The sequence below is a fragment of the Streptomyces sp. NPDC052721 genome (genome assembly GCF_040678315.1).
Lineage (GTDB): Bacteria > Actinomycetota > Actinomycetes > Streptomycetales > Streptomycetaceae > Streptomyces.
Window position 1 is genome coordinate 122,735 of the sequence record NZ_JBFATL010000005.1, and the last position, 25,719, is coordinate 148,453.

General features: G+C 74.4%; 21 protein-coding genes. 13 read left to right on the plus strand and 8 right to left on the minus strand.

Annotation, left to right across the window (positions count from 1 at the left end; translation table 11 throughout):
* Positions 1-187: 187 nt before the first annotated feature.
* Positions 188-646 carry an Rrf2 family transcriptional regulator gene (locus tag AB0L21_RS07360; protein WP_365699393.1) on the minus strand — a complete coding sequence of 153 codons (459 nt, stop codon included), beginning with the start codon at positions 644-646 and terminating at the stop codon, positions 188-190.
* Positions 647-720: 74 nt separating this feature from the next.
* Between AB0L21_RS07360 and AB0L21_RS07365 the strand changes: the two genes are divergently transcribed.
* The 4 genes from AB0L21_RS07365 (at position 721) to AB0L21_RS07380 (ending at position 7,113) form a co-directional block, all read left to right on the plus strand.
* On the plus strand, positions 721-3,675 hold the full coding sequence (locus AB0L21_RS07365) for a beta-galactosidase (RefSeq protein WP_365782706.1): 2,955 nt from the start codon (positions 721-723) through the stop codon (positions 3,673-3,675).
* A 192-nt stretch (positions 3,676-3,867) separates the two neighbouring features.
* On the plus strand, positions 3,868-4,500 hold the full coding sequence (locus AB0L21_RS07370; RefSeq protein WP_365699395.1) for a toxin-antitoxin system, toxin component family protein: 633 nt from the start codon (positions 3,868-3,870) through the stop codon (positions 4,498-4,500).
* Complete coding sequence (locus AB0L21_RS07375) at positions 4,497-5,726, plus strand: MAB_1171c family putative transporter (RefSeq protein WP_365699396.1); 1,230 nt, start codon at positions 4,497-4,499, stop codon at positions 5,724-5,726. Before AB0L21_RS07370 ends, AB0L21_RS07375 begins: the two co-directional genes overlap by 4 nt.
* The gene (locus AB0L21_RS07380; protein ID WP_365782708.1) at positions 5,719-7,113 is read left to right on the plus strand and encodes an FAD-dependent oxidoreductase; all 1,395 of its coding nucleotides are present in this window, start codon (positions 5,719-5,721) and stop codon (positions 7,111-7,113) included. The genes AB0L21_RS07375 and AB0L21_RS07380 overlap by 8 nt, the downstream gene beginning before the upstream one ends.
* Positions 7,114-7,264: 151 nt before the next feature.
* Here AB0L21_RS07380 and AB0L21_RS07385 read toward each other — a convergent pair whose 3' ends face one another.
* A complete protein-coding gene (locus AB0L21_RS07385) occupies positions 7,265-8,110 on the minus strand; it encodes an SMP-30/gluconolactonase/LRE family protein (RefSeq protein WP_365699398.1) in 846 nt (281 codons plus the stop codon).
* Positions 8,107-8,880 (minus strand): IclR family transcriptional regulator, encoded by a 774-nt coding sequence (locus AB0L21_RS07390; protein WP_365699399.1) that lies wholly within the window; start codon positions 8,878-8,880, stop codon positions 8,107-8,109. The genes AB0L21_RS07385 and AB0L21_RS07390 overlap by 4 nt, the downstream gene beginning before the upstream one ends.
* Positions 8,881-9,010: 130 nt before the next feature.
* On the opposite strand from AB0L21_RS07390, the gene AB0L21_RS07395 reads away from it, so the two are divergent.
* On the plus strand, positions 9,011-9,577 hold the full coding sequence (locus tag AB0L21_RS07395) for a hypothetical protein (protein WP_365782839.1): 567 nt from the start codon (positions 9,011-9,013) through the stop codon (positions 9,575-9,577).
* Positions 9,578-9,609: 32 nt separating this feature from the next.
* Here the strand turns inward: AB0L21_RS07395 and AB0L21_RS07400 are convergent, their stop codons facing one another.
* The gene (locus AB0L21_RS07400) at positions 9,610-10,503 is read right to left on the minus strand and encodes a hypothetical protein (protein ID WP_365782710.1); all 894 of its coding nucleotides are present in this window, start codon (positions 10,501-10,503) and stop codon (positions 9,610-9,612) included.
* Between the two features lie 145 nt (positions 10,504-10,648).
* Here AB0L21_RS07400 and AB0L21_RS07405 point away from each other — a divergent pair, with 145 nt between their 5' ends.
* The 4 genes from AB0L21_RS07405 to AB0L21_RS07420 all read left to right on the plus strand — a co-directional run bounded on the left by AB0L21_RS07405 (position 10,649) and on the right by AB0L21_RS07420 (position 15,329).
* Complete coding sequence (locus tag AB0L21_RS07405; protein ID WP_365782841.1) at positions 10,649-11,749, plus strand: MerR family transcriptional regulator; 1,101 nt, start codon at positions 10,649-10,651, stop codon at positions 11,747-11,749.
* Positions 11,750-11,759: 10 nt separating this feature from the next.
* Positions 11,760-12,365, plus strand: coding sequence for a class I SAM-dependent methyltransferase (locus tag AB0L21_RS07410; RefSeq protein ID WP_365699401.1), 606 nt, complete (start codon positions 11,760-11,762; stop codon positions 12,363-12,365).
* Positions 12,366-12,442: 77 nt separating this feature from the next.
* Positions 12,443-13,927, plus strand: a complete 1,485-nt coding sequence (locus AB0L21_RS07415) for an acyl-CoA synthetase (protein WP_365782712.1) — start codon at positions 12,443-12,445, stop codon at positions 13,925-13,927.
* Positions 13,920-15,329 carry a carboxyl transferase domain-containing protein gene (locus tag AB0L21_RS07420; RefSeq protein WP_365782714.1) on the plus strand — a complete coding sequence of 470 codons (1,410 nt, stop codon included), beginning with the start codon at positions 13,920-13,922 and terminating at the stop codon, positions 15,327-15,329. The genes AB0L21_RS07415 and AB0L21_RS07420 overlap by 8 nt, the downstream gene beginning before the upstream one ends.
* 19 nt (positions 15,330-15,348) lie before the next feature.
* Here the strand turns inward: AB0L21_RS07420 and AB0L21_RS07425 are convergent, their stop codons facing one another.
* Positions 15,349-18,960 (minus strand): S8 family serine peptidase, encoded by a 3,612-nt coding sequence (locus AB0L21_RS07425; RefSeq protein ID WP_365782716.1) that lies wholly within the window; start codon positions 18,958-18,960, stop codon positions 15,349-15,351.
* A gap of 213 nt (positions 18,961-19,173) precedes the next feature.
* Between AB0L21_RS07425 and AB0L21_RS07430 the strand changes: the two genes are divergently transcribed.
* The 3 genes from AB0L21_RS07430 to AB0L21_RS07440 all read left to right on the plus strand — a co-directional run bounded on the left by AB0L21_RS07430 (position 19,174) and on the right by AB0L21_RS07440 (position 21,387).
* Positions 19,174-19,665 (plus strand): CU044_2847 family protein, encoded by a 492-nt coding sequence (locus tag AB0L21_RS07430; RefSeq protein WP_365782718.1) that lies wholly within the window; start codon positions 19,174-19,176, stop codon positions 19,663-19,665.
* Positions 19,666-20,007: 342 nt separating this feature from the next.
* Positions 20,008-20,190, plus strand: coding sequence for a hypothetical protein (locus AB0L21_RS07435; RefSeq protein WP_365782720.1), 183 nt, complete (start codon positions 20,008-20,010; stop codon positions 20,188-20,190).
* 159 nt (positions 20,191-20,349) lie between these two features.
* A complete protein-coding gene (locus AB0L21_RS07440; protein WP_365699408.1) occupies positions 20,350-21,387 on the plus strand; it encodes a rod shape-determining protein in 1,038 nt (345 codons plus the stop codon).
* Positions 21,388-21,406: 19 nt separating this feature from the next.
* Here AB0L21_RS07440 and AB0L21_RS07445 read toward each other — a convergent pair whose 3' ends face one another.
* The gene (locus AB0L21_RS07445; RefSeq protein WP_365782722.1) at positions 21,407-22,360 is read right to left on the minus strand and encodes an anti-sigma factor RsbA family regulatory protein; all 954 of its coding nucleotides are present in this window, start codon (positions 22,358-22,360) and stop codon (positions 21,407-21,409) included.
* Entirely contained in the window at positions 22,357-22,698 is a 342-nt protein-coding gene (locus AB0L21_RS07450) for an STAS domain-containing protein (RefSeq protein ID WP_365699527.1), read from the minus strand. The genes AB0L21_RS07445 and AB0L21_RS07450 overlap by 4 nt, the downstream gene beginning before the upstream one ends.
* 166 nt (positions 22,699-22,864) lie before the next feature.
* Between AB0L21_RS07450 and AB0L21_RS07455 the strand changes: the two genes are divergently transcribed.
* On the plus strand, positions 22,865-23,629 hold the full coding sequence (locus AB0L21_RS07455) for an ANTAR domain-containing protein (protein WP_365782724.1): 765 nt from the start codon (positions 22,865-22,867) through the stop codon (positions 23,627-23,629).
* A gap of 252 nt (positions 23,630-23,881) precedes the next feature.
* On the opposite strand, the gene asnB is transcribed toward AB0L21_RS07455, so the two are convergent.
* The gene (gene asnB / locus AB0L21_RS07460; protein ID WP_365782726.1) at positions 23,882-25,717 is read right to left on the minus strand and encodes an asparagine synthase (glutamine-hydrolyzing); all 1,836 of its coding nucleotides are present in this window, start codon (positions 25,715-25,717) and stop codon (positions 23,882-23,884) included.
* Between the last annotated feature and the right edge of the window lie 2 nt (positions 25,718-25,719).

A 25,719-nucleotide genomic window follows, 5' to 3' on the forward strand; every position in this document is an offset into this window, starting at 1 on the left:
GTGCGCCTCCCGCCGCATCCGTTCCGGGCCGCTCAAGCCGTTCAAGTTTGAAGGAGCTGTGCGTCCGGTGTGAACAGAGCGTGGAGGCGTGGGTAGCGTAGGAAGCCCCGCCCGGCGCCGGGAGAGCGAACTCCGGCCATTCACATCGGGGTTTTCACGTCCTTCCCGATCACCCCCGCGTTCCGCCTCACGGGTTCTCCCAGGCCGCCGGTTCCGCCGCCAGGGCGCGGACCGGCTCGGGGAGGGCGTCGGCCGCGAGGTCGGCGAGGGTGACGCCCTCCAGGACGCGGCGGACGTTGGCGCGCAGGGCGATCCACAGGGGCAGCAGGGGCTGGGCCGTGCCGGTGTAGGCGAGGGCCGTCGGGCGTTCGCCGCGTACCGACACGATCGGGCCGTCGACCGCCCGGATGACGTCGGCCACGGTGATCGCGGCCGCGTCCCTGGCCAGCCGGTAGCCGCCGCCTCCGCCGCGCCGGCTGTCGACGATCCCGGCCCGCCGGAGGTCGCCGAGGATCCCCTCCAGGAACTTGTGCGGGATCTCCTGCACGGCGGCGATTTCTTCTGCCTTCACCGGGCCGTTACCCTGCCGTACGGCCAGCTCCAGTACCGCCCGTACCGCGTAATCCGCCCGTGCCGAGATCCTCATGGGTCCATTGTGGGGCGTGTCCGTGGGGAGAATGGCCGGACCGCGCCCCCGTAAGATCGCCGGGAGGATCCACCTTGGCGCTCAGCAGACGTACCTTCAGTGCCCTGGCCGGCTCCGCCGCGCTCGGTCTCGCCCTGGGCGGCAGCGGCGGCCCCGGGGCGCCCTCCGCGTACGCGGGGAGCAGCGCGCCGACCGGTCCGGCACCGCTGCCGCCGAGCGCCGACGGCGAGCGGCACTCCATCGGGTACGACCGGTACTCGCTGCTCGTGGACGGGCGCCGGCTGGTGGTGTGGTCCGGCGAGATGCATCCGTTCCGGCTGCCGAGCCCGTCCCTGTGGCGGGACGTGCTGCAGAAGATGCGGGCGCACGGGTACAACGCCGTGAGCATCTACGTGGCGTGGAACTATCACTCTCCCGCGCCCGGCGAGTACGACTTCAGCGGCATCCGGGACCTCGATCTGTTTCTGCGGACGGCCGCCGAGACGGGGCTGTACGTCATCCTGCGCCCCGGTCCCTACATCAACGCCGAGGTGGACGGCGGGGGCTTCCCCGGGTGGCTGACCGCGACCGAGGGCACGGCCCGGACCGACGACCCGGCCTATCTGGCGTACGTGGACGAGTGGCTGACCCAGGTGAACCGGATCGCCCGCCGGCATCTGTTCACGCAGGGCACCGGCACGATCCTGCTGTACCAGATCGAGAACGAGTACGACGCCCATGTGGACGAGGCCACCGGGCGGAACTACATGTCGCATCTGTACCGGAAGGTGCGGGGCGACGGGATCGACGTTCCGTTGTTCCACAACGACAAGGGGCGGAACGGGTACTGGGTCCCGGGGTCGTTCGACACCGGTGGGGAGCGGGGCGGCTGGCTGTACGGGTTCGACGGGTATCCGTCGCCGTCCCAGACCCCGCCGGACTGGGGACACTACGGGCCCGGCGGGGCGAAGGGCGGGGCCACCGCCTCCCCCGCCACGCCCGGTTTCGTGCCCGAGTTCGGGGGCGGCTGGTTCGATCCGTGGGGCGGGGCCTGGTTCGACGGCAAGGGGTACGCCGAGTCGCGGCGCACCCGGGACGCCGCGTACGAGCGGCGGTTCTATCTGACGAACCTCGCCAACGGGCTCACCCTGCACAACGTGTACATGACGTTCGGGGGGACGTCGTGGGGCTGGCTGCCCGCGCCGGTCGTCTACACGTCGTACGACTACGGCGCCGCCATCGACGAGGGCCGGAACGTCACGGACAAGATCGCGCCGATGCACCAGCTCGGCCATCTGCTGCAGCGCGTGCCCGACTTCGCCAAGCTGGACCGGGCGGCGGACGTGACGGCCGACGGGCTGAGGGTCTATCACCTGACCAACCCGGACACCGGCACCCATGTGTACGTCGCCCGCAACGACGGCACCGACCCGGTCACCACCGACCTGCCCACCGACGCCGGCAAGCTGCCGATCACCGTGCCCGGCAAGGACGCCAAGCTGCTCACCACCGGGCTGCCGCTGGGCAAGCGGACCCTGAAGTACGCCACCGCCACCCCCATGACGGTCCTGACGGCGGGCCGGCAGGACATCGCCGTGTTCGCCGGACGGCGCGGCGAGATGGCGGAGCTGGTGCTGAAGTGCCCGCAAGAGCCTTCTGTACAGCGGCTGGACCCGGAGGCCGGCTGGGCCTACGACCGGAACGAACTCCATGTGAACGCCCCCCTCGGCGAGGGCGGGCTGACCCGGGTGCTGGTGCAGAGGGGCGAGACGGACATCCCGCTGCTGCTGCTCTTCGCCGATGACGCCACCGCCGTACGCCTCTTCCCGTACGACACCCCGTCCGGGACCCTCCTCGTCTACGGCCCGGCGCTGCTGCGGCACGCGGAGCTGCGTGGCTCGGAGGTCCGTCTGACCGGTGACATCACCGAGCGGACGAGCATGGAGGTGTGGGGCCCGCGCGGGATCGACACCCTGGTCTGGAACGGGCGGAAGCTGCCCACCCGGGTCACGCTCTCCGGGAGCCTGCTGACCACCGGGATGCTGCCGGACGCGCCCGAGGTACGGCTGCCCGAGCTGGGCGGCTGGCGGATGCGCGCGGAGAACCCGGAGGCGGGCCCGAGCTTCGACGACTCGTCGTGGAAGCTCGCCGACAAGACGTCGTCGTACAGCACCACGGCCGTCCCGGACGGACAGCCGGTCCTCTTCGCCGACGACTACGGCTTCCACTACGGGGACGTCTGGTACCGGGGCGGCTTCACCGACACCACCGGTGTCGAGGAGGTCTCGCTCGCCTACAGCACCGGCACGCAGGGCCTGCTGATGGCCTGGCTGGACGGCGAGCCGCTGGGCACGCACCGGATGCCGGTACCGGACAAGAACGTGACCATCCGCAAGGGCAGCTGGGCGGCGACGGCGGTCTTCCCGGTGCGTGAGCAGCTGCGCTCCCCCGGCCGGCATGTGCTGTCGGTTCTCGTCCGGCGCATGCAGCACGACCAGGACGGCAAGGCGCTCGACACCCACAAGGCGGCGCGGGGGCTGACGGCGGTCACGTTCAAGGGGGCGTCGCCGAAGGTGCGGTGGCGCGTCCAGGGCGCGGGCGCTCCCGACCCCGTGCGCGGACCGATGAACAACGGCGGCCTGTACGGCGAGCGGAAGGGCTGGCATCTGCCCGGCTTCCGGGACCGGGACTGGGAGAAGGTGACCTTCCCGCGCGCGGCGCGGTACCAGGGGGTGACCTGGTACCGGACCACGTTCCGGCTGTCGGTGCCGGCCGATGTCGACGCGTCGGTCGGCCTGACCCTGGACGACGACCCGTACCGTGCCTACCGCGCCCAGATCTTCCTCAACGGCTGGAACCTGGGCCAGTACATCAACAACGTCGGCCCGCAGCACACCTTCGTCCTGCCGAACGGCATCCTGCGCACCCGGGGCACCAACACCCTCGCGCTGGCGGTCCTCTCGGAGTTCACCACGCTGTCGGGCCCCGGGTCGGTACGGCTGACGCTGCTCGGCAAGGCGACCGGCGGCGTGCCGGTCAAGCCGGTCTGATCACGTTCCAGGACAGCGGTTCCAGTACGGCGGTGAGGGTGCCGGTCCCTCGGGGCGGTGCCCTCGACGAGGTGCGGGGTGACGCGGTCGGGGTGGTTCCTCGTTGAACAACGGTCGCGGGATCGCATGACGCGAACACATCCAGGCGCGTACGCTCGGACCAGCCGCAGCCGGCGGTGGGAAGGGAGACAGATGAGTTTCGGGGGCGCGCGGGAGCAGGCGGCACGCCTGGCCTCACGACTGCGACGCTCCCGCTCCGGCCCGGCCCGCACACGGCGCTCCGGCCCCGGCTCGGCGATGCGCACCCTGGCCGGCGACCTCGCCGCCGCCGTCCGCGCCCGGCCCGAACCACCCGCCGGCGTACGGGCGGTGTGCCGGGCACTGTGCGAGGAGATGAGCGCGCTGCGCGGCGGACGGCCGGTGGAGCTGCGCTTCGAACGCTTCCCGGACGAGATCGAGGTCACCGGCCTGTGGGTCGAGTTCGCCGACTTCGACCTGGTCATCGTGGAGGAGCGGGCCGAGGCCGTGCAGCAACTGGTCATCCTCGGGCACGAGCTGTGGCATCTGCACGCCGGGCACCGGCACCACCACCTGGCCGGGGCCGCCGCCGCCCGGGCCCTCACCGACACGCCGGGCTGGCGGGAGGCGGCCCTCACCGTGGCCGCCCGCGACGGCTCCCGGGAGACCGACGAGGCCGAGGCCGACGACTTCGGGCACCGCCTGGCCACCCTGTTCCGGGGCCACCTCACCGGCACCCGCACCGCCCCGCTGGACCCGGTGCAACGTTCCCTCGGATACCGGGGACGTGGAGGAACGGCCCGGTGACCCGGCTGGCGCTGAACCCCTCGGGACTCCTCAGCGAGTTCTACATCTCCTTCTGGATCCCCACGGCCGTGCTCACCGCCGCCCTGGTGATCAAGCTGCCCACCATCATCCGGCTGTGGCGGGACCCGCTGCTGCGCGCCGTCGGCGGACTGCTGCTGCTCGCCTGCGCGGTGTTCGTGTTCTGCACCCCGTCCACCATCGCCCGGGTCAACCGGCTGACCGGTGTGCCCAACATCTCGGCGCCCTGGTGCTATTCGCTGATCACCGCGTTCTGCGGCTCCTGTCTGCTGCTCATCATCACCTGGCGCAACGGCCTGTCCGACCGCTCGGCCGCCACCCGCCGCGCCATGCGCTGGGTGATCTCGGTGTACTCGGGGGTGATCGTCGCCCTGTGGGTGCTGTTCCTGCTCGCCGACGCCCCCGAGGAGCGGCTGCGGGACCTGGACACCCACTACGCCACCACCCCGTTCATGCGCGAGGAGATCCTGCTCTACCTCGTCGCGCACGCCGTGGCCTGCCTGATCACCTCCCGGCTCATCTGGAACTGGGTGCGCACCGAGGGCCTGGACGCCTGGCTGCGCTGGGGCCTGAAGCTGCTGGGCGCCGGCTACGTGCTGAACCTGATCTTCGACGCGGTCAAACTGATCGCCGTCGTCGCCCGCTGGTTCGGCCAGGACCTGGACTGGCTGAGCACCAATCTGGCCCCGCCCGTGGCCGCGCTCTCCGCCATCCTCATCGCCGTCGGCTTCATCCTGCCGCACGCCGGCCAGTACCTGCACGACCGCTGGCGGGTCCGGCTCGCCCACCGCGAACTGCGGCCCCTCTACCAGCTGATGCGCACCGCGAGCGGCGAAGGCGTGCCGTTCGTGCTGCGGGCCACGCCCGAACTGCGGCTCACCCGGCGTGAGACGTTCATCCGGGACGTGCTGCTGCCGCTGGCCCGGCACATCGACACCGGCCTCGGCCGGCGCGCGTACGACGCCGCGCTGGGCCTCGGCCACCCGCCCGAGCGGGCCCGCGCGCTGGCGGGCGCGGTGAGCATCCTCGACGCCATCGAGACCAGGGCCCGTACGCCGGAGCCGCCCGAACCGGCCGCCGGGCCCGACACCACGAACCTGCTCCAGGAGATCGGGGCCGTCTCCCGAGCCCTCCGCCGTCCCGACGCCATCGCGGCGGTGCGCGCGCGTGCGGCCGTCCCGGCAGAGAGCGTTGCCGTACATGACTGAGCACAGACCCACCGCCGTCGTCCTCGGCGGCTCCCTCGCCGGCCTGCTCACGGCCCGCGCCCTGGCGGCCGGCGGCGCCCGGGTGACGGTGGTCGAGCGGGACGCGCTGCCCGACGGGCCCACGCCCCGCAAGGGGCTGCCGCAGGCCCGGCACGTGCATCAGCTGTGGTCGGGCGGGGCGCGGGCGCTGGAGGAACTGCTGCCCGGGGCGATCGGACGGCTGCGCGCGGCCGGGGTGAGCCGGGTGCCGATGACCACCGACATGGTGGCGCTGTCGCCGTACGGCTGGTACCGGCGCTGGGCCGAGTCCGCGTTCATGCTGCCCGCGAGCCGGGACCTGCTGGACTGGGTGGTACGGCGGCTGGTGCTGGCCGACGGACGCATCGAACTGGTGGAGCGGGCCGAGGCGACGGGGCTCACCGGCGCGGGCGGCACGGTGACGGGGGTGCGGATCCGCGCCCACGACAGCGCCGAGCGGGCGCTGACGGCCGACCTGGTCGTGGACGCGACCGGGCGCGGATCGCGGGCGGCGGGGTGGCTGACCGGGCTGGGGCTGCCCGCCGTCGAACGGCGGGAGGTCGACTCCGGGCTGGTGTACGCCAGCCGGCTGTACCGGGCACCGGAGGCGGCGCGGGCCGGTTTCCCGGTCGTCAACATCGAGCCCGATCCGCGGGGTTCCGGGACCGGGCGCGGTGGCGTGCTGATGCCGGTGGAGGACGGCAAGTGGATCGTCACGCTGTTCGGGGGCCGCGGTGACGAACCGCCGTCCTCCGCCGGGGAGTTCGAGCGCTACGCCCGTGAGGAGCTGCGGCATCCGCTGATCGGGGAGCTGCTGGGCGGAGGCGCGGAGCCGCTCGGCGAGGTCGCGGTCACCCGTACGACGGCGAACCGGCGCCACTTCTTCGAACGGATGCCGGTGTGGCCGGAGAACTTCGTGGTCGTCGGCGACGCGGTGTGTGCGCTGAACCCGCTGTACGGGCACGGCATGGCGGTGGCCGCGCGATCGGCGCTGGCCCTGCGGGACGTGGTACGACGTCAGGGGCTGGGGAGCCGGGGGGTGGCCCGGGAGGCGCAGAAGGCGGTCGGGCGGACGGTCCGGGCGGCATGGGATCTCGCCGTCGGAGCGGACGTGTTCTACCCCGGCGCGACCGAGCAGGGGCCGACGCTGCGGGACCGGGTGCTGGCCGCGTACGTCGGCCGCCTGCTGCGGACCGCCACGGGCAACGGGCGCGTGGCCCGGCGGGTGACGGACGTGACGGCGCTGGAGCGGGGGGCGGAGGCGTTGCTGGCGCCGAGTGTGGTGGTGGCCGCGGTGGCGGGACCCCTGAAGCCGGCGCTCACGGCTCCGCCGCTGACGCGGGAGGAACGGAAGTCAGCGGGGCTGTAGGGCGCGGTGGGGGGTGGGGGGTGGCTTGTGCCGTCCGCCGGCTGCGGGTCGTCGTGGCTGGTCGCGCAGTTCCCCGCGCCCCTGGGGAACCGCGGTCGCCGTCGGCTGAGGAGGCGCCCACTCGGCAGGTGAGCGGCGATCTGTTCCTCGGTCAGCCTGTGAACGCCGGCTGGGGCAGGCCCTCTCCGGCGCCGGGGATCACCAGGAGCGAGCCCGACAGGGGGTCGGGGGACGGCAGGCCCGTGCGGGCTGTGGTGATGTAGAGGTCGGTCAGGGCGGTGCCGCCGAACGCGCAGGCTGTGGTGCGGGGGGTCGGCAAGGTGATCACCCGGTCCAGCTCGCCGGCGGGCGTGTAGCGGCGGACCGCTCCCCCGTCCCACAGCGCCACCCACACGCAGCCCTCCGCGTCGACGGTCAGCCCGTCCGGGAAGCCCGCGCCCTCCTCGATCTCCACCAGCGTGCGGCGATCACGGATGCCGTCCTCGTCGTGGTCGAAGACGTCGACGCGCCGGGTGGGGCTGTCGATGTAGTACATCAGGCGGCCGTCGGGGCTCCAGCCCGTGCCGTTGCTGACCGTGACGTCCGGCAGGACCGTGCGCACGGCGCCGTCCCCGGTCAGCCGGGACAGCGTGCCACCGCCGGGCGCCTCGTCGTACCGCATGGTGCCCGCCCACAACGACCCGTCGGGCGCCACCGCCGCGTCGTTGGCGCGGCGCCCCGCGACCGGCTCGTGGTGCAGCCAGCGGAACGTGCCGTCGGGGTCCAGCAGGCCCACGCCGTCCCGCAGGTTGAGCACCAGGCCGCCGCCCGCCCGGGGCTTGGCCGCGCCGACGTGCTGCGGTGCCGTACGGATCGTGCGCCGGCCGGAGGAGGGGTCGTAGGTGTGCAGCCGCATGCCCAGGATGTCCAGCCAGATCAGCCGGCCCGTCGCCGGGTCCCAGGTGGGGCCCTCGCCGAGTGCGGCCTCCGCCCGCACCGCGACCTCGTACGCCGTCATGCCGCGCTCCGGTGGCCCAGCCGCTCCGACAGTTCCGCCGCGCCCTTGGCGGCCAGCTGCTCCAGCTCGGCCCGGCGCTCGTCGCTCCAGCGGATCATCGGGACGGAGATGGACAGCGCGGCCACGACCTGGCCGGTGCGGTCGCGGACCGGCGCGGCCACGCAGGAGACGTCGGGGTTGGACTCGCGGTTCTCCACGGCGATCCCGCGCTGCCGGATGTCCGCGAGGACCTCGCGCAGCGCGGCCGGGTCGGTGATGCTGTTCGGGGTCATCGCGGCCAGTTCGGCCCCGTCGGGGATCCGCGCGGCCAGCTCGGGCTCGGGCAGCGAGGCCAGCAGCATCTTGCCGACGGAGGTGCAGTGGGCGGGCAGCCGGCGGCCGGCGGCGGAGACCATGCGGACGGCGTGCGTGGAGTCGACCTTGGCGATGTAGATGACGTCGGTGCCCTCCAGGATGGCGACGTGCACCGTCTCGTCGCAGGTCTCGGCGACGGAGCGGGCCACCTGCTGGCCCTCGGCGGCGAGGTCGAGCTGCTCGGCGTAGCGGCTGCCGAGCTGGTACGGGCGTACGCCGAGCCGGTACCGTCCGGGCTGTCCGGGCACCGGCACGATGTACGACCGTGCGGCGAGCGTGGTGACCAGCTCGTGCACGGTGGTGCGGGGCAGCTGGAGTTTGCGCACGATGTCGGGGGCGGAGAGCGTCCCGTCCCCGTCGAGGAACAGCTCCAGAATGTCGAGAGCCCGGGTCACGGCAGGCACTAGGCGTCCCACGTCCGGCCCCCTCCCTTGGGTTAAGCGTCCGTTCGAGATTTCAACAGACGATCGGCATGACGAACACAGGCTAGTCATGGTGGGTGGTGCGGGCAATGGGTCGGGAAGGACACCCGTGGTCACGGGCACCATGGAGGCCATGGATCTCGACTTCCAGCTGGTGCTGCTGCGCCGCATGGCCGATCACAACCCGGACCTCGTCGAGGAGGCCCGGCGGCGGCTCGGGGCGTCGGCCGCGGACATGCGGGAGGCCAACAAGCGGTGGCAGGCCATGGTCCGTTCGCCACGGGCCCGTGGTGCCGCCGCCCGGTACCGCTCGGTCCTCGGCGAGCCCGAGTCCGTCGTGCCCCGCCGCCTCGGCGACGTCGACTGCGAGGCCCGGCGGTGGGCGCTGCCCCTCTGGCCGGGGCTGCGCTTCGAGGTGCTGGTCGGGCCCGACGGCGGGGTGTGGAACGAGTGGCTGGTCCGGGCCCCCGGCGCGCCGGCGCCGCTGCTGCGCACCCTGGAGGATCTGACGCCCTGGTGCTGCACGGTGGACGAGGCCGCCCGCGCCTTCCCGCCGGCCCGTCCGCTGGAGGGCACCGCCCCCACCCGGTGGGGCCTGGCCCTCACCGCCCCCGACCGGGAGGGCGTACCGCACGAACTGGTCGCCGAGTTCACCTGGGGGCTGCTCCAGCGGACGGCTGTCGTCGCCTGAGCCGCATCCGGCCGTGCCGGGCGTGACGGACCTCAGCCCGGCAGGGACGCCGCCGGGTCCCCGGCCGCCGCGAGGATCGCCTCCGTCACGCGCGGCAGCGAGTCCGGGTGCAGCCACAGGAACAAGTTCGGTTCCACCAGCTCCAGTTCCATCAGACGGGGCTCGCCGTCGTCGCCGTCCACCAGGTCCACGCGCGCGTACAGCAGCCCGGGCGCGTCGGGTACGGCCGCCAACGCCTTCTCGGCGACGGCGAGTTCGGCGTCCGTGGGCTGCCAGCGCTCCAGGTCGGGGTGGGCCACCTTGTCGGCGTGGTACGGGGTGCCGGGTGAGAGAACGGCGCCCTTGCGGCTGGCGTGCAGCAGCCGCCCGCCGAAGAACTGCAGCGCCCGCTCACCGCGCACGTCGATGCCCGGCATGTACGGCTGCACCATCGCGGTGAAGCCCTCGGCGTGCATCCGCGCCAGGTGCCGTACCGCCGTGTCGTGCTCGGCGGGCGTGTAGCGGGCGGCGAACCGGGCGCCCGCGCCCGAGGTCGGCTTGATCACGAAGTCGTGGCCGGTCGGCAGGCCGGCCGGCTCGCCGGGGGCCAGGTAGCGGGTGGGGACGGTGGGCACGCCGGCCGCCGCCAGCTCCCCGAGGTAACGCTTGTCGGCGTTCCAGCGCACCACGGGGGCCGGGTTGGCCAGCCGGGTCAGCGCGCCGACCCGGTCCACCCAGGCGGCGAACTCCGTGGCCCGCCAGCTGTAGTCCCAGGTGGAGCGGATGACGACGAGGTCGTACCCGCCCCAGTCCGCCGCCGGGTCGTCCCAGTGCCGGGCCTCCGCCTCGGCGCCGGCGTCCGCGAGCGCCCGCACCAGCACCGGCAGGTCCGCGTCCTTGCTGGGCTCGGCTCCGGGGTCGTAGGTGGCGAGGGCTATGCGGGGCACGGCGGACTCCCTGGCGTACGCGGGTTCGACGGTCGGTGCGGCTGTGAGGCTAACAAGCGCCGCGGGAACCGGGACAGCCCTGTTGACCTTCCCCTTCGGTCAAGCCCCAGCATCGGTGGCGGACGACGAGACGCGCGAGGTGCGCATGGAACTGCTGACCATCGGGGCGTTCGCGAAGGCGAGCCGGCTGTCGCCGAAGGCCCTGCGCCTGTACGACGAGCTGGAGTTGCTGCGGCCCGCCCGGGTCGACCCGGACACCGGTTACCGCTACTACACCCTCGCCCAGCTGGAACGGGCCCGGCTCGTGGCCTGGCTGCGCCGCCTGGGCATGCCCCTGGCGGAGATCCGGGCGGTGTGCGCCCTGGACGCAAAGGGCGCGGCCCGGGAGATCCGGGCGTACTGGGCGCGGGTGGAGGCGGAGACGGCCGTACGGCGGGACCTCGCCGCGTTCCTCGTCGACCAGCTGACCGGCGAGTCGAGAGGGGAACACACCATCATGCTGGAACTGCGTTACGCGGCCCGTTCGGACCGCGGGCACGTCCGCCCGGCCAACCAGGACACGGTGTACGCGGGCCGCAGGCTGCTCGCCGTCGCCGACGGCTGGGGCCCGGCGGGGGCGCCCGCGAGCCAAGCCGCGGTGGCGGCGCTGAGGTTCCTGGACGAGGAGGAGGAACCGGCCGCCGGCAGTGTGCTGAACCTGCTGGAGGAGGCGGTGCACGGGGGGAACGAGGCCGTACAGGACCTCGCGCGGGCCGGGGCGGAGGGCGGCGAGGAGAGCGGGACCACGCTGACCGCGCTGCTGTGGACGGGGTCGAAGCTGGCCCTCGTGCACATCGGGGACTCGCGGGCGTATCTGCTGCGGGACGGCGGGCTGTTCCGCATCACCCACGACCACAGTGTGGTCCAGTCGCTGATCGACGAGGGACGGCTGTCGCAGGAGGAGGCCGAGAGCCATCCGCAGCGGGCCCTGCTGCTGAAGGCGCTGGGCACCTCGGGTGCGCCGCCGGTGCCGGATCTGCGGGTGCGGGAGGCCCGCGACGGGGACCGGTACCTGGTGTGCTCGGACGGGCTGACCCGGGTCGTCCCCGACGCGCTGATCAAGCGGCTGCTGGCCGCCGAGTCCGACCCGGAGGCCGTCGTGGGGTCCCTGATCGGCGCGGCCAACGCGGCGGGCGGGCCCGACAACGTCAGCTGTGTCGTCGCCGATGTGGTGCGGTCCGCCCGCCCGCCCGTCCCCTTCGGCTAGAACTGGCGGTATGGCACAGCACGGTACCGACGCGTACACCGGTGCGGACGGGCTGCCGCCGCTCGTGCGGCACGCCCTGGCCGCCGCACGCGCGCACGGCTTCCCCTTCTCCTGCCGGCCCGAACAGGGCCGCCTGCTGCACACGCTCGCGGGCGGCGCCCGGCTCCGGATCGGGGAGACCGGCACCGGGCTCGGCGTCGGCCTGGCCTGGCTCGCGTCGGGGGCCGCCCCCGGTGTGCGGCTGGTCGGCGTCGAGCGGGAGCCGGAGCGGGCGCGGCGCGCCGCCGAGGTCTTCGCCGGCCGGCCCGAGGTCACCGTGCTCACCGGCGACTGGCGGCGGATCGAGGAGTACGGCCCCTTCGACCTGCTCGTCCTCGACGGGGGCGGGCAGGGCAAGGCGCCCGGGGACGCGCCCGCCGGTGTGGAGCGGCTGCTGGTGCCCGGCGGGACGGTCGTCGTGGACGACTTCACGCCCGCGGCCGGGTGGCCGCCGCTGCACGAGGGCCGGGTCGACCGGGCCCGGCTGCACTGGCTGGAGCATCCCGCGCTGCGGGCGGTCGAGCTGCGGCTCGCGGCCGATCTGAGCGCGGTCGTCGGGACCCGGGTCCTGGTGTAGGAAGGGTGCTGTCGTCCCCGGCAGTCGGCACCGCCCGACAGTGCAGTCGGCACCGCCGACAGTAAGGAGTGCGCCGCGTGTCCTCCCTCTTCCCCGCTCTGACGGACGGTCCAGGTGAGCGCAGCGAGATGGGGGTCCCCCCGGACGAAGTCCGGGGGAGGGTCGCCCTGCGGTTCGGGCCACGGACCCTGACGTACGGCGGGCTGGCGGGCGCCGCGGGTGCCCTCGCCGCGCGGATCGAGGGCGCCGGCCGGGTCGCCGTGTGGGCCACCCCTGAGCTGGAGACCGCCGTCGCGGTGACCGGCGCGCTGCTCGCCGGGGTGGCGGCGGTGCCGCTCAACCCGAAGTCGGGCGAGAGGGAACTGGCGCACATCCTGTCCGACAGCGCGCCGTCGCTCGTGCTCGCCGCGCCCGGCGCGGAACTGCCGGCGGTGTTCGGGGACTTGACGCGGATCGACGTCGACGCGTCCGCCACCGGTGCCGTCCCTCAGGAGCGCGCCTCGGACGGCGACCCGGCGCTGATCGTCTACACCTCGGGCACCACCGGCCCGCCCAAGGGTGCGGTCCTCCCCCGCCGGGCCCTCGCCACCACCCTGGACGCGCTCGCCGACGCCTGGCGGTGGACCGGCGACGACGTGCTGGTGCACGGGCTGCCGCTGTTCCATGTGCACGGGCTGGTGCTGGGCGTCCTGGGCCCGCTGCGGCGCGGCGGCTCGGTGCGGCACCTGGGGCGGTTCTCCCCCGAGGGCGTGGCCCGGGAGCTGAACGCCGGCGCGACCATGATGTTCGGGGTGCCGACGATGTACCACCGGATCGCGGAGGCGCTGCCCGGCGACCCGGAGCTGGCCAAGGCGCTCGCCGGGGCCCGGCTGCTGGTCTCGGGCTCGGCCGCGCTGCCGGTCCACGACCACGAGCGGATCGCGGCGGCGACCGGACGCCGGGTGATCGAGCGGTACGGCATGACCGAGACCCTCATGAACACCAGCGTGCGGGCCGACGGCCAGGCCCGGGCCGGGACGGTCGGGGTGCCGCTGCCGGGCGTGGAGCTGCGGCTGGTGGAGGAGGACGGCACGCAGATCACCGCGTACGACGGGGAGAGCGTCGGGGAGATCCAGGTGCGTGGCCCGAACCTGTTCACCGAGTACCTGAACCGGCCCGACGCCACCGCCGCCGCGTTCACCGCCGACGGCTGGTTCCGCACCGGGGACATGGCCGTGCGCGAGCCCGACGGCTATGTCCGCATCGTCGGCCGCAAGGCCACCGACCTGATCAAGAGCGGGGGGTACAAGATCGGGGCCGGTGAGATCGAGAACGCGCTGCTGGAGCACCCGGGGGTGCGGGAGGCGGCGGTCACCGGGGAGCCGGACGCCGACCTGGGCGAGCGGATCGTGGCCTGGATCGTCCCAGCGGACCCGGAAGACCCGCCCGGCGCCCAGGAGTTGGCGGACCACGTGGCCCTGCGGCTGGCCCCGCACAAGCGCCCCCGGGTCGTCCGCTACCTCCAGGCGCTCCCCCGCAACGACATGGGGAAGATCATGAAGCGGGCTCTGGCCGATGCCTGAGCGGCTCTCGGCGCGCCGGATACTCGCGCTGGTCGCGGACGCGGACAGCTTCCGTGAACTGCGTGCTCCGACACGGGAGTCGCAGCGGGACGACGGCCCCCTGGGCTGGCAGGGCTACGACGCCTCCCGCGCCCGTGCCACAGCCCGCACCGGCGAGCAGGAGTCCGTCGTCTGCGGCACCGCGCGCGTCGAGGGCACCCGGGCCGTCCTGATCGCCTTCGAGTTCGGCTTCCTGGGCGGCTCGCTGGGCGAGCGCACCGGGGACCTGCTGGAGGCGGCGTACACCCATGCCCGCGAACACCGGTTGCCGGTCGTGCCGTTGACCGCGACCGGGGGCAGCCGGATGCAGGAGGGCATGCTCGCGCTGACCCAGCTGCAGCGGGTGGCCCGGCAGTCCGCGCTCACCCGTGAGGCCGGCCTGCCGCAGATCGCGGTCCTGCGGGACCCGACGACCGGCGGCGGCTGGGCCACCCTCGGCGCGGGCGCGGACATCGTCCTGGCCCTCCCCGGCGCCCAGGTCGGCTTCGCCGGCTCCCGGGTCCGCCCGCCCGCCGCCGACCCGACCGCGTACACGGCGGAGGCCCAGCTGGCGGCGGGCTCGGCGGACGCGGTCGTGGCGCCGGCCGAGCTGAAGGGGGTGCTCGGGAGGTGGCTGCGGCTGCTGACCGGGCCCGGGGCGGGGGTCAACGCGGGTGGCACGCCGGACGGCAGCGGGCCGGCCGCCGCCCCCGCCCCGGCGTCCGCCCGGGGGACCGAGCCCGCTCCTGTGCCGGGCGCGCTCGGGCGGGGCGGGCTGCCCGGGACCGGGTGGGAGGCCGTCGAGCGGGCCCGGGCGGCCGAACGGCCACGGGCGCACGCCTACCTGGACGCCTACTTCGACGACCGGCTGCCGGTCAGCGGTGACCGGTGCGGGGGCACCGATCCCGACGGGATGCTGTGCGGGTTCGGTGAGCGGAACGGCCGTACCGTGGCCTACGCGGCACAGACCGGGACGGCGACCCGCCCCGCCGGGTACCGCACCGCCGCCCGGCTGATCCGGCTGGCGGACCGGTTCGGCATCCCCGTGCTGACGCTGGTGGACACCCCGGGTGCCGCGAACGACGCGGAGGCGGAGCGGCAGGGCGTCGGCGCGGCCGTCGCCGAGGTGTTCGGCGCGGTGGCCGCCGCCCGGGTGCCGGTGACGACCCTCGTCATCGGCGAGGGCGGCTCGGGCGGCGCCCTCGCGCTGGCCGCGCCCGGCAACACCTGGGCCACGCCGGACAGCTACTTCTCGGTGATCGCGCCGGAACTGGCCGCAGCCATCCTGAAACGCCCGCCGGAGGAGGTCCGGCCGACCGCGGACCAGCTCCGCGTCCGCCCGCAGGACCTGGTGGAGCTGGGCGTGATCCAGGGCATCGTCTGAGCGCCCCCGCCCCGGAGCGCTACCGGACGCCCACCGCCCGAATGATCTCCTGCGTCACCGATCCGCCCTTGTCGTCCTGGGCCGAGGCCCGCAGCGAGACGGACGACGCGCCGCGCGGCACGGTCAGCGTGCCGCGCCAGAAGGCGTCCCGGCCGGTGCTCAGGGGGACCGTCCGCCAGGTGGTGCCGTCGTCGTACGACACCTCCAGCCGGCCGCCGCGGAGCCTGCCGGTGCCCGAGGCGTGCGCCACGTACGCGGCGCCGAGCCCGACCGGTACCCGCTGCCCGCCGGGCACGGCACCGGCGAGGTCGGTGTCGAGGTCGTAGGCGAGGTTGATCAGCGGCAGGTACGTCCAGCGGTCCTCGGGGGTGGCCGCCGAGCGGAAGGTCCACTCGGTGTGGCCCCGGGTGGCGAGCGGCCACCGGCCGGCATCGAGGGCGGTGTCGGTGACGACCTGGTAGGTGTGCTCGTCGGCGGGCGCGTCCCGGACGTAGGCGGCGGAACCGGTGTTCTGGTCGACCAGGGTGCCGTCGAGCCGCACGGAGGTGGTCTGGCGCATCCCGCTGTCCTCGCTCCACACGTCGCCGAAGCCGGTGTGGTCGGGCCCGGAGTCACCCCATCCGGGCACGTTCACCTGGATCTGGTTCCCGGCGCGTTGCTGGCCCCAGCCGAGCCCGGTGCCCAGCCACGGGTGCCACACCGGCCGGAACCAGTGCAGCGCCGGCCGGGTCCCGCCGTCGTAGCGGACGAGCCCGCCGCGCTGCTCCAGCGCGCCGTCGGCGGCGGTGACGGACTCGTGCCACAGCTGGCCGGGGCCGGTGGAGACGTAGTCCGTGCGCTCGGCGGGGAGGGCGACGCGCTCCTGGAAGCCGAGGCCGACCGGGAAGGTGTCGGTGACCGAGTACCGGAACTCGCCGCCGCTCTGTGGCCGTGCCGCGTGGAACGTGACGTGCACGGCGGCCAGTTGGCGGTTGCCGGGCGCGTAGGTGAGGTCCCGGTCCGGGATGGCTCCCCGGTGGCCCTCGGAGAGGTCGTACACGTACGGCGGGTCGGGGGTGCCGGTCATGTCGGCCCGGCCCGCCGCCCTGAGGCGTGCCGCGTCCGCCCGGTTCACGGTGGCGATCAGCAGGGGCCGGTCGGCGTTGTCGTCGGTGCCCCACCAGGCCATCAGCCGGCCGGGCGCCTCGTCCGTGACGAACAGGGCCCTGGCGCCCGCGTCCTGCGCGGCCCGGCCGAGCGATGCCGGGTCGGCGCCGGGGGTGAGGCGGGCGAGGACGGCCTTGCCGGACACCCCGGTGACGGGCCCGTCGCCGACGTCCACCAGGGGCAGCCGCGTACGGCCCGCGATGAGGGTGCCGCCCGGCTGGACGGTGGCCTCGCCGACGCCCTTGACCTCCAGCTGTGGCTCGGCCAGCCGCCATACGGTCCGGTACTCGAAGGTGCCCTGCGCGACCCTGGGCGTGGGCGCGGCGAAGACGCTGTCGTAGGTGAGGGGTACCTGGACCGCGCCGAACAGGCCGGCTCCGTTCGCCTTCCGGTCGTACTCCATGACGAGCTGGTGGGTCTCGGTGCGCCGGTCCACGTCCGCGCGGATCTCCCGCAGCGTGCGGCCGTCCAGGGTGATGTCGCGGTCCCGGTCGAGGGTGATCTCGGGGGCGGCGAGGAAGCCGAGGCCGAGGGAGTCGGCGCCGTGGCTGCCGGGCACGTCGAGGAAGGTGGCGAGGGAGTAGGTGCCGGGCTTCAGACGCAGCCGGAGCGTGCCCGAGTCGCCGACGTGGACGGGCTCGGCGTCCGCGCCCTCGGCGAGCCGCTGCACGGTGAGGTCGGCGGCGGCGGGCGCGCCCGACCGGTCCTTGACGTGGACGGTGAGGGTGTACCGCTCCTCCTCCTTGACCAGCCCGAACACGGTGTGCGCGAGCGTGGCGCCGGCCCGGTCGGTGGCCACGATCTGTCCGCTGGTCTCGCCGACCGGTGCCTTGGACGCGTCGCCGGTGACCGTGGTGGAGGCCGTGCCGTGGGCGGGGACGGTGAGGGTGTCGTCGGCGAGGGCGGCGACGCCGTCCGGGGCGCCCCGCACCGACAGCCTCAACTCGACAGGCGAGCCGGTGGAGTTGGTGTAGGTGACGGTCCGGGTGACCGGCTTGTCCGCCTCGTACGGCCAGCTGTGGAAGCCGAGGTCGGCGCCGCCGGTGGCGGTGACCGTCGCGCGCACCGCGTCCGGCACGCTCACCCGGCCCGCGCCCAGCGTGTAGGCGGAGGCGTCGAGCTGCTTCGAACTGGACATCAGCGCGTCCTTCAGCTGCGCGCCGGTCCAGTCCGGATGCCGCTCGGCGAGCAGCGCCGCGACGCCCGCGACCTGCGGGGTCGCCATGGACGTTCCGCTCATGGAGGTGTAGTGGCCGGTGCCGCCGACGAGCCCGGAGCGGGCGGCGAGGATGTCCACGCCGGGGGCGGTGAGGTCGGGCTTGAGGGCGTTGTCGCCGTACCGGGGTCCGGCGGAGCTGAACCAGGCCGCCCGGTCGGCGGAGTCGACCGCGCCGACGGTGAGGGCGGCGTCGGCGGCGCCCGGTGAGCCGATGGAGGAGGGGGCACCGGTGTTGCCGGCGGCGACGACGAACAGCGCGCCGGTCTCCTTCGAGAGGGTGTTCACCGCCTGCGCCATGGGGTCGGTGCCGTCGCTCGGCTCCGTGGAGCCCAGGCTCATGGAGACGATCCGGGCGTGCACGTCCCGTGCCGCCCACTCCATCCCGGCGATGATCTGGGACTCGCTGCCCGAGCCCTGGTCGCTGAGCACCTTGCCGACGGCGAGGGTCGCGCCCGGCGCCACGCCCTTCTCCTTGCCGTCGGAGGCGGCGCCGCTGCCGCCGACGGTGGAGGTGACATGGGTGCCGTGGCCGTTGCGGTCGGCGGTCTCCTGCCCGTCGATGAAGCTCTTGGCGGTGCTCACCCGGTCCGTCAGGTCGGGGTGGCCGAGGTCGGCGCCGGTGTCCAGGACGGCCACGGTGACGCCCTTGCCGGTCAGCCCCGCGTCCCAGCCCGCCGCCGTGCCGATCTGGGCGTTGCTCTCGGCGAGTTCGGCCCGCACCCGCCCGTCGAGCCACACCTTGTCGATGCCGGGCGTCCGGGTGAACGACCGCCAGAAGGCGCGCCCCTTGCCGGCCTCCACGGCGGCGCCGCGCAGGCTGGGCAGCGCGCGGGTCCGCTCGGCACCGGCCGGGGTCGCGGCCCGCGCGCTCTTGTCGTAGGTGACGATCAGCGGCAGGGCGTCGGTCTCGGCGTCGGTGAGTCCCTGCCGGATCAGCCCGCTGACGTCGAACAGCCGCCGGTCCAGGGTGCCGGCCCGCAGATACGGCAGCGCCTCGTCCGGTACGACGGTGAGGTGGCCGTCGCCGCGCTGCGTCCGTACGGCACCGGTGGCGCCCACGGGCCGCCGTACGGTGACCGTCTGTCTGCCGTGCCCGAGGTCGGTGACGGTCACCTTGTCGCCGGTGACGAGGGTGACGGTGGTGGTGCCGCTCGCGCCGGGGCCCTGGGGATGCGGCGCCGCGACCGCCGGGCCGGCCGGGAGCAGGGCGCTCACCAGCCCCGCAGCGAGCAGGGCGGCCCCGCGTCTGACTGGTCCTGTGCTCATCCACGCCTCTTCTCGTGTGTGGCGAGTCGTGTCGTCGAGTCGTGTGTGCCGAGTGCGTCGAGTGCTGGGACGAGTGTGATGTGCCGTTTCCGGCACGGGAGTTGACGGGTACTGACGGAAAAGCGCCCTGGCGGGTTTTCGCCAGTCTCAGAACACGTCCCGCCCCGCACCGCCGCATGTGTGACTCAGGCAGCACCGTCCGTACCATGGACGGTGGTCACTGGTCAGGTACGACGGGGAGCGAGCGTCACCGTGGACGAATGGGTGGAGTTCAGGACCGAGGACGGCGCGCTCGTCGTGGTGGAGGGTGCCGGCAGCACCCGGTCGGGGACCCGCCTCGTCTCGCGCGGCGACGGACCGGCGCAGGCCGCGCGCACCTTCGAGGGAGCGCTCGACGGCGTACGGGCGGCCGCGGCGGCCGCGCTGCGGGTCTTCCGGGACGGCAGCCTGCGCCCGGACGCGGTGGAGATCGAGTTCGGTGTGCGGCTGTCCGCGGAGGCCGGTGCCGTCATCGCGAAGGGATCGGCGGAGGGCCACCTGGTCGTCAAGCTCAGCTGGTCCCCCGGGCAGGCGCCGGACCAGGCCGCCCCGGGGCAGCACCCGCCGGCGCGCGCCGCGTCCGGGCAGCACGCGTCACCGCCGGCCCTGCCCGGCCAGGCCTCTCCCGACCGGACCGTGCCCGGCCCGGAGTCCGCCGACCGGTGAGGGGCAGCGCTGCCTGACAGGCCCCGATCGCCTGGGGCGACGCGGTGGGCGCCGGATTCCTGGTCCCGGCCGCCGGCTGCTCACCTGCGCCGGCGTCGTCAGGCGGAGCGACCGGGCAGCGCTGACCGTCGCCTTCCCGCACGCCAGGGCGCTGGGCGGGCTGACCGCGTCGGTCGTCGCGCACGGCGGCCGGACGGGCGAGGTCACCGACCCCGGCGATGTCGCCGTACTCGAACCGGACCGTGACGTCCGGCCCGCCCCGGCCGGATTCGCACCGCCCGACGCCGCGTCCACCGAGCCGTACCCAGCACGCCGGCCGGGTGCCAGGCCGTCTCCGGCCGGTTGATCGCCGGGGAGTGGCTGGAGCTGGTGGCGTGGCAGGGACACGGGCAGCCGCTCGTGGACGGGTTCGGCGGGGCGGCGGCGACGTTCCCGGACGGCAGGGTGGCGGGCATGGCCGAGGGCGGCAGCGAGGTCACGGTCTCCTCCCTCGAACCGCTGGTGGAGGCCATCCGCGCCCGCTGACCCCGTCGACACTCCGGGACGGCCGGAAAGTACGCCCGTTCAGCGGCGCCCCGCCCGGCCGCCCAGGAAAGGCGCCCGCGCCCGGCCCCGCGCAGGATGCCAGTGAGCCCGCCGGACAGGCGGGGCACCTCAAGGCCTGCGCACTCGGGAGGATCCGCCGTGACCGTCAGCCTGGAGCAGCTGCGCCGCTGTCACTTCGCCGTCGACCTGGGGGCGGCCCGCACCCGGGTGTATGTGAAGGGCTCCGGTCTGGTCGTGGACCAGCCCTCGGTCGCCGCCGTGAACACCCGTACCGGCGCGCTGATCGCCGTCGGCGAGTTCGCGGAGAAGATGACGGGGCGCACCCCGGACTACATCAGGGTCGTACGGCCCATCGCCGGAGGCACGGTGGTGGACATCGAGATGGCCCAGCGGATGCTGCGGCATCTGCTCGGCGACAAGATGCGCCGGGCGCTGCGCCGCAAGCCCCGGCTGCGGGCGGCGGCCTGTGCCCCGCACGACGCCGATCCGCTGGCCCAGCGCGCGACGATCGAGACGCTGGTCGGGCTGGGGGCCAGGCGGGTGGAGCTGGTCGACACGCTGATCGCCGCCGCCGTGGGGTGCGGGCTGCCGGTGGAGCGGCCCGAGGCCACCATGGTCATGGTGTGCGGGGCGGCGGCGACCCAGGTCGCGGTGCTCTCGCTGGGCTCCATCGTCACCGCCGAGCGGATCCCGGTGGGCGGCGAGGCCGTGGACCACGCGATCGTGCAGCATCTGCGGCACGAGCACGCGCTGATGCTGCCCAGTCAGGCGGTACGGCCGCTGCAACTGGCCCTGTCGGGCAACGGGCTGACCCCGCACGGTCCGGCGTCGACCGAGATCCACGGCCGGGACGTGGCGACGGGGCTGGCGCGCAGTGTGCGGGTGGACACCGCCGCCGTGCGCGACGCGATCCAGACCCCGCTGACGGCCGTCCTGGACGCCATCGGCAAGGTGCTGCGCGAGTGCCCGCCGGACCTGGTGGCCGACCTCGCCGACCGCGGGATCGTGATGGTCGGCGGCTCGGCGCTGCTGCCCGGGTTCGACCAGATGCTGCGGCAGGCCACCGGGATGCCGGTGCACATCGCCGAGCGGCCCGACGTGTGCGCGGCGCAGGGCCTGGGCGCCATGCTGGAGGGCCGGATCGAACCGCTGGTCCTGAACCCGCTCGCGGCGTGAGCCCGCTCGGCGGGCGGCCTCAGCGGCGCAGGTAGGAACGGATCGCCGTGCCCTCCGGGCCGGTGTGCGCGCGGACCAGGTCCGCCACCAGGTTGACCAGCAGCAGCCCGCGTCCGCCCCGCTGGTCGCGGGCCGCGGGGCGGCGGCCTGCCAGCGGGTCGGCGAGGCGGCCCTTGTCACGGACCTCGCACAGCACGTGTCCGCCCTCGGGCCACACCGTGAGGACACCCGTGCCGCCGCCGTGGATGACGCTGTTCGTGGTCAGTTCGGCGGTGATCAGCGCCAGGTTCTCCAGGCCCAGGCCGGTCAGGCCCAGCCGGGCGCCGTGGTCGGTGGCCAGATGCCGGACGGCGGACAGGGAGTCCTCGTCGAAGGAGACGCGCAGCACGTCGGGGCCGGCGTCGGGGGCGGGCGGCAGCGGCTCGTTGTAGCGGGCGACCACGCCGTCGGGGTCGTAGGCCGCGCTGGTCCGTTCGGCGCCGGAGCCGGCCGGGATGACGACCGGGTGGGTGGCGTGCGCGTCGGCGAGCACCCGCTCGTCCAGGCGGGTGGTGTCGTACGGGCACAGGATGGTGACCTCACGGCCCCGGAACGCCGCGTTGATCAGCGCCTCGTGCTGGGCGCAGGCCGGGTACTCGGCCGGGCTGCGGCCCGCCCAGATCGGCTCGCCGATGATCCGGACCCGGCGGCCGGGCGGCTGGGCGTCGGCGAAGGCGCGCAGCACACCGGGGATGATCCGGCCGGGGTTGCGTCCGGCCTCCCGCATGTCGAGGAAGCGTACGGCGGCGCCGTCGGCGCCCAGCTCGTCCTGGATCAGCCGCAGGTTCTCGCCGGGGACGGCGACCGCGACCGGCTCGCCGGCCGTCAGTGCCGCCCGGACGAACGGCACGGTGCCGGCGACGTACTCCCGCGCGTCGGCGTAGAACAGCGCGGGATGCACGAACGGGTCCACGGGTTCGGCGGTCGCGGTCATGACGTCCACACCTCGATCCCCGGCAGACCGGGCCACAGCAGGTCCAGTATCCGTGGCAGGGCGTCCGGAGGCCGGTCCAGCACCAGACGCCGCTGCCCGCCGAGGTTCCGGGCGGCGTCCGCCAGTGCGCCGGCGCCCGCGACGTCGACGAATGTCAGCGCGGAAAGCTCCAAGTGATACACGTCCTCGCCCTCGCGAACGGCCCGCTCCAGCGCGCGCTCCCAGATGCCGCGCGTGCGCAGGCTCACCTCGCCCGCCGCCCGGAATCCGGTCCGCCCGGGCAACGGGGACACGTCGAGCCGCGGCGCCGCGGGCGTCGGCCCCGCCGGCCTCGGCACGACGGCCGGTCGGGGCCGCGCCGGTTCAGCTGCGTTCACGCCGTCTCCCAGCCGCACGAATACATGAGTGCCCAGTATGCGCCTTGGCTCCCCCGGATGGTGTGTAGGCCCCTTCGCCGGGGGCAGGCGAACGGTGAGCGACCGACGGCGGAGCGAGACGAGAGAGATGATTTCAGCTGCACGCGCACCGCACACCGGGCGGCTGGACGCCCTGGCCGTCGACGGCAGTACAGAGGGCGACCGGGTGCTGCTGACCGTGCGCGGCGAGCTGGTCCGTGGGTGTGCGCAGCCCCTCACCAGGGCGCTGGCGGCTCTGCCGGCGGGCGTGGCCGGGGTCGACCTGGACGCGTCCGGGGTGACCTTCCTGGACACGGCGGGGCTGGCGGCCCTGGACACGCTGAGCGAGTACGGCCACCGGCGCCAGGTGCCGGTACGGACCACCGGCTGGCGGGGGCAGCCACGCCGGGTGCTGGAACTGGCCGGTCTGGACCCCGTGGACCCGCTGGGCGCCGTCCTGCCGGCGGGGCTTTTCGCCCGTACGGCCTCGGCGGTGGCCCGTGAGCACGCCGAGCAGACCGAGCAACTGAACCTGCTGCGTCTGGAGATCGGGCAGCTGCGCCGTGCCATGGACTCCCGCCCGGTGATCGACCAGGCCCGGGGCGTCCTGATGGCGGCGCACGCGTGCACCCCGGACCAGGCGTGGGAGATCCTGCGGGAGGCGTCCCAGCGGTCCAACACCAAGCTGCGGCACGTGGCGTCGGCGGTCACGGCGAGCGCGGCGCCGGACGGCCCGGCCCCGCCGGAGCCGCTGCGGACGGCTCTGGCCGCCGCGGTCCGCCGGGCCGGTACGGCGGTCAGTACGGCAGGACGCGCCCCGAGGGAGTCCTGCGGTCGATCTCCTGCCCGCGCGGCGCGGCGGGCCGCCGGCTGACACGTACCCGGATCCGACGGTCCATGACGCCCTCCTCCTGCCGGCACCGCCCGGCTGCACACCGGTAGGAGGTGCGTGCCCAGGACCAGACCGGTTCAAGCCTGGACCGCCTCAAGTCGTCTGGTGGGCCGGGTGGTTGACCCGGACCGGCTAGCGGGTGAGGTAGCGGGCGAGGAGCGGGTCGATGCGGTCCAGTATGGCCGCCGGACCCGGCCCGTCCATGCCCGGTCCGGATCCGGCGGCCGGTGCGGTTCAGAGCACGACGTCCACGTCGTAGGCCCGCAGCCACGCGTCGAGTTGGAGGGTGGTCTCCAGGGCGGCCCGGCTCATGCCCTGTTCCAGCGCCGCGGCTCCGTCCCGCCGTACCCGCGTCTTGAGGCCGGGCTCGAAGAAGGGGTCGAGCGGGCCGGTGCCGGCGCGGACGAGGTCGGCGAGGCGCTCGCGCAGGGTCCGGTTGTAGGCCTCGGCCCGGATGGAGGGGTAGGGCGTCTTGACGCGCTGGGCGACGGCCGTGGGCAGCAGGTCCTTCATGGCCGCGCGCAGCAGGCTCTTCTCCCGGCCGTCGAAACTCTTCATCGCCCAGGGGACGTTGAAGGTGTACTCGACCAGCCGGTGGTCGGCGAAGGGCACGCGGACCTCCAGTCCGCAGGCCATGCTCATGCGGTCCTTGCGGTCGAAGAGGACCTGGGCGTGGCGGGTGAGGGCGAGGTAGGTGACCTCGCGGTAGCGGGCCTCGGCGGGGTCGTCCAGGTGCCGGCGGGCGTCGATCTCGGCGACGGCGGCGCTGTGGCAGTCGCGTTCGTAGGTGTCGAGGTCGAGCTTGGCGAGCAGGTCGGGGGTGAAGACGACGTCGTTGCCCTGGTAGTTGTGGCGGCCTTCGTGGACCCAGGGGAACGTGGTGGAGAAGACCGCGTCGGGGTCGCGCTGCCAGCGGTAGCCGCCGAACACCTCGTCGCCGCACTCGCCGGACAGGGCGACGGTGGAGTGCTGCCGGACGATGCCGAACAGCAGGTGCAGGGAGGCGTGTTCGTCGCCCTTGGCGAGGGGCAGGTCGTAGGCGCGCAGGACGGAGGCGCGCAGTGCCGGGTCGAGCAGGTCGGGGGCCTTGAGCGGGAGTTCGCTGTGGTCGGAGCCGACGTGTTCGGCGAGCAGACGGGCGTAGACGTGGTCCTCGTTGGCGTCGGGGCCGGCGGTGCCGTCGAGGTCGGGGTCGCTGACCGAGCAGGAACGGATGCGGCCCAGCCCCTTGGTGCGGGTGGCGTGCGCGGCGAGCGCGGTGAGCGAGCTGGAGTCGAGGCCGCCGGACAGCAGGGTGCACAGGGGGACGTCGGAGACCATCTGCTGGTCCACGGTGGACGCGAGGAGTTCCCGCACGGTGCGGATGGTGTCGTCCAGGGAGTCGGTGTGCTCGGCGACCCGGAGCTGCCAGTAGCGTTCCTCGGTGAGGCCGGTGCGGTTCACGCGGACCAGGCAGCCGGCCGGGACCTCGCGCATGCCGCGGAAGACCGCGTGTCCGGGCACCTTGGCCACGGACAGGATGTCCCGCAGGCCGTCGGCGTCGAGCACGGGCCGGAACGCCGGGTGGGCGAGGATGGCCTTGGGTTCGGAGCCGAAGAGAACGCCCGTGGGGGTCGGCGCGTAGTAGAGCGGTTTGACGCCCATGCGGTCGCGGACGAGCAGGAGTTCGTCGCGGTCGCGGTCCCAGATCGCGAAGGCGTAGATGCCTTCGAGCCGGTCGGCGAACGCGGGGCCCCACTCCAGGTAGGCGCGCAGGACGACCTCGGTGTCGCTACGGGTGGTGAAGCGGTGGCCGAGGCCGGTCAGCTGGGTGCGCAGTTCCTGGAAGTTGTACGTCTCACCGCTGTAGGTGAGCGTGGCGCGGGCGCCGGGGCCCTCGTCGGCGGCCATGGGCTGGCAGCCGCCTTCGAGGTCGATGACGGACAGCCGCCGGTGGCCGAGGGCGACGTGGCCGTCGCTCCAGACCCCTTCCGCGTCGGGGCCGCGCCGGGCCATCGTGTCCGTCATGGCGCGCGCGATGTCGTGGTCGACGGGGCGGGCGTAGTCGACCCACCCGGCGATACCGCACATGG

Bases quoted from the DNA above. Each gene is read 5' to 3' on its own strand.
- AB0L21_RS07360 (WP_365699393.1), bottom strand. From the start codon at position 646: ATGAGGATCTCGGCACGGGCGGATTACGCGGTACGGGCGGTACTGGAG.
- AB0L21_RS07370 (WP_365699395.1), top strand. From the start codon at position 3,868: ATGAGTTTCGGGGGCGCGCGGGAGCAGGCGGCACGCCTGGCCTCACGA.
- AB0L21_RS07380 (WP_365782708.1), top strand. From the start codon at position 5,719: ATGACTGAGCACAGACCCACCGCCGTCGTCCTCGGCGGCTCCCTCGCC.
- AB0L21_RS07385 (WP_365699398.1), bottom strand. From the start codon at position 8,110: ATGACGGCGTACGAGGTCGCGGTGCGGGCGGAGGCCGCACTCGGCGAG.
- AB0L21_RS07395 (WP_365782839.1), top strand. From the start codon at position 9,011: ATGGAGGCCATGGATCTCGACTTCCAGCTGGTGCTGCTGCGCCGCATG.
- AB0L21_RS07405 (WP_365782841.1), top strand. From the start codon at position 10,649: ATGGAACTGCTGACCATCGGGGCGTTCGCGAAGGCGAGCCGGCTGTCG.
- AB0L21_RS07410 (WP_365699401.1), top strand. From the start codon at position 11,760: ATGGCACAGCACGGTACCGACGCGTACACCGGTGCGGACGGGCTGCCG.
- AB0L21_RS07420 (WP_365782714.1), top strand. From the start codon at position 13,920: ATGCCTGAGCGGCTCTCGGCGCGCCGGATACTCGCGCTGGTCGCGGAC.
- AB0L21_RS07425 (WP_365782716.1), bottom strand. From the start codon at position 18,960: ATGAGCACAGGACCAGTCAGACGCGGGGCCGCCCTGCTCGCTGCGGGG.
- AB0L21_RS07445 (WP_365782722.1), bottom strand. From the start codon at position 22,360: ATGACCGCGACCGCCGAACCCGTGGACCCGTTCGTGCATCCCGCGCTG.
- AB0L21_RS07455 (WP_365782724.1), top strand. From the start codon at position 22,865: ATGATTTCAGCTGCACGCGCACCGCACACCGGGCGGCTGGACGCCCTG.
- asnB (WP_365782726.1), bottom strand. From the start codon at position 25,717: ATGTGCGGTATCGCCGGGTGGGTCGACTACGCCCGCCCCGTCGACCAC.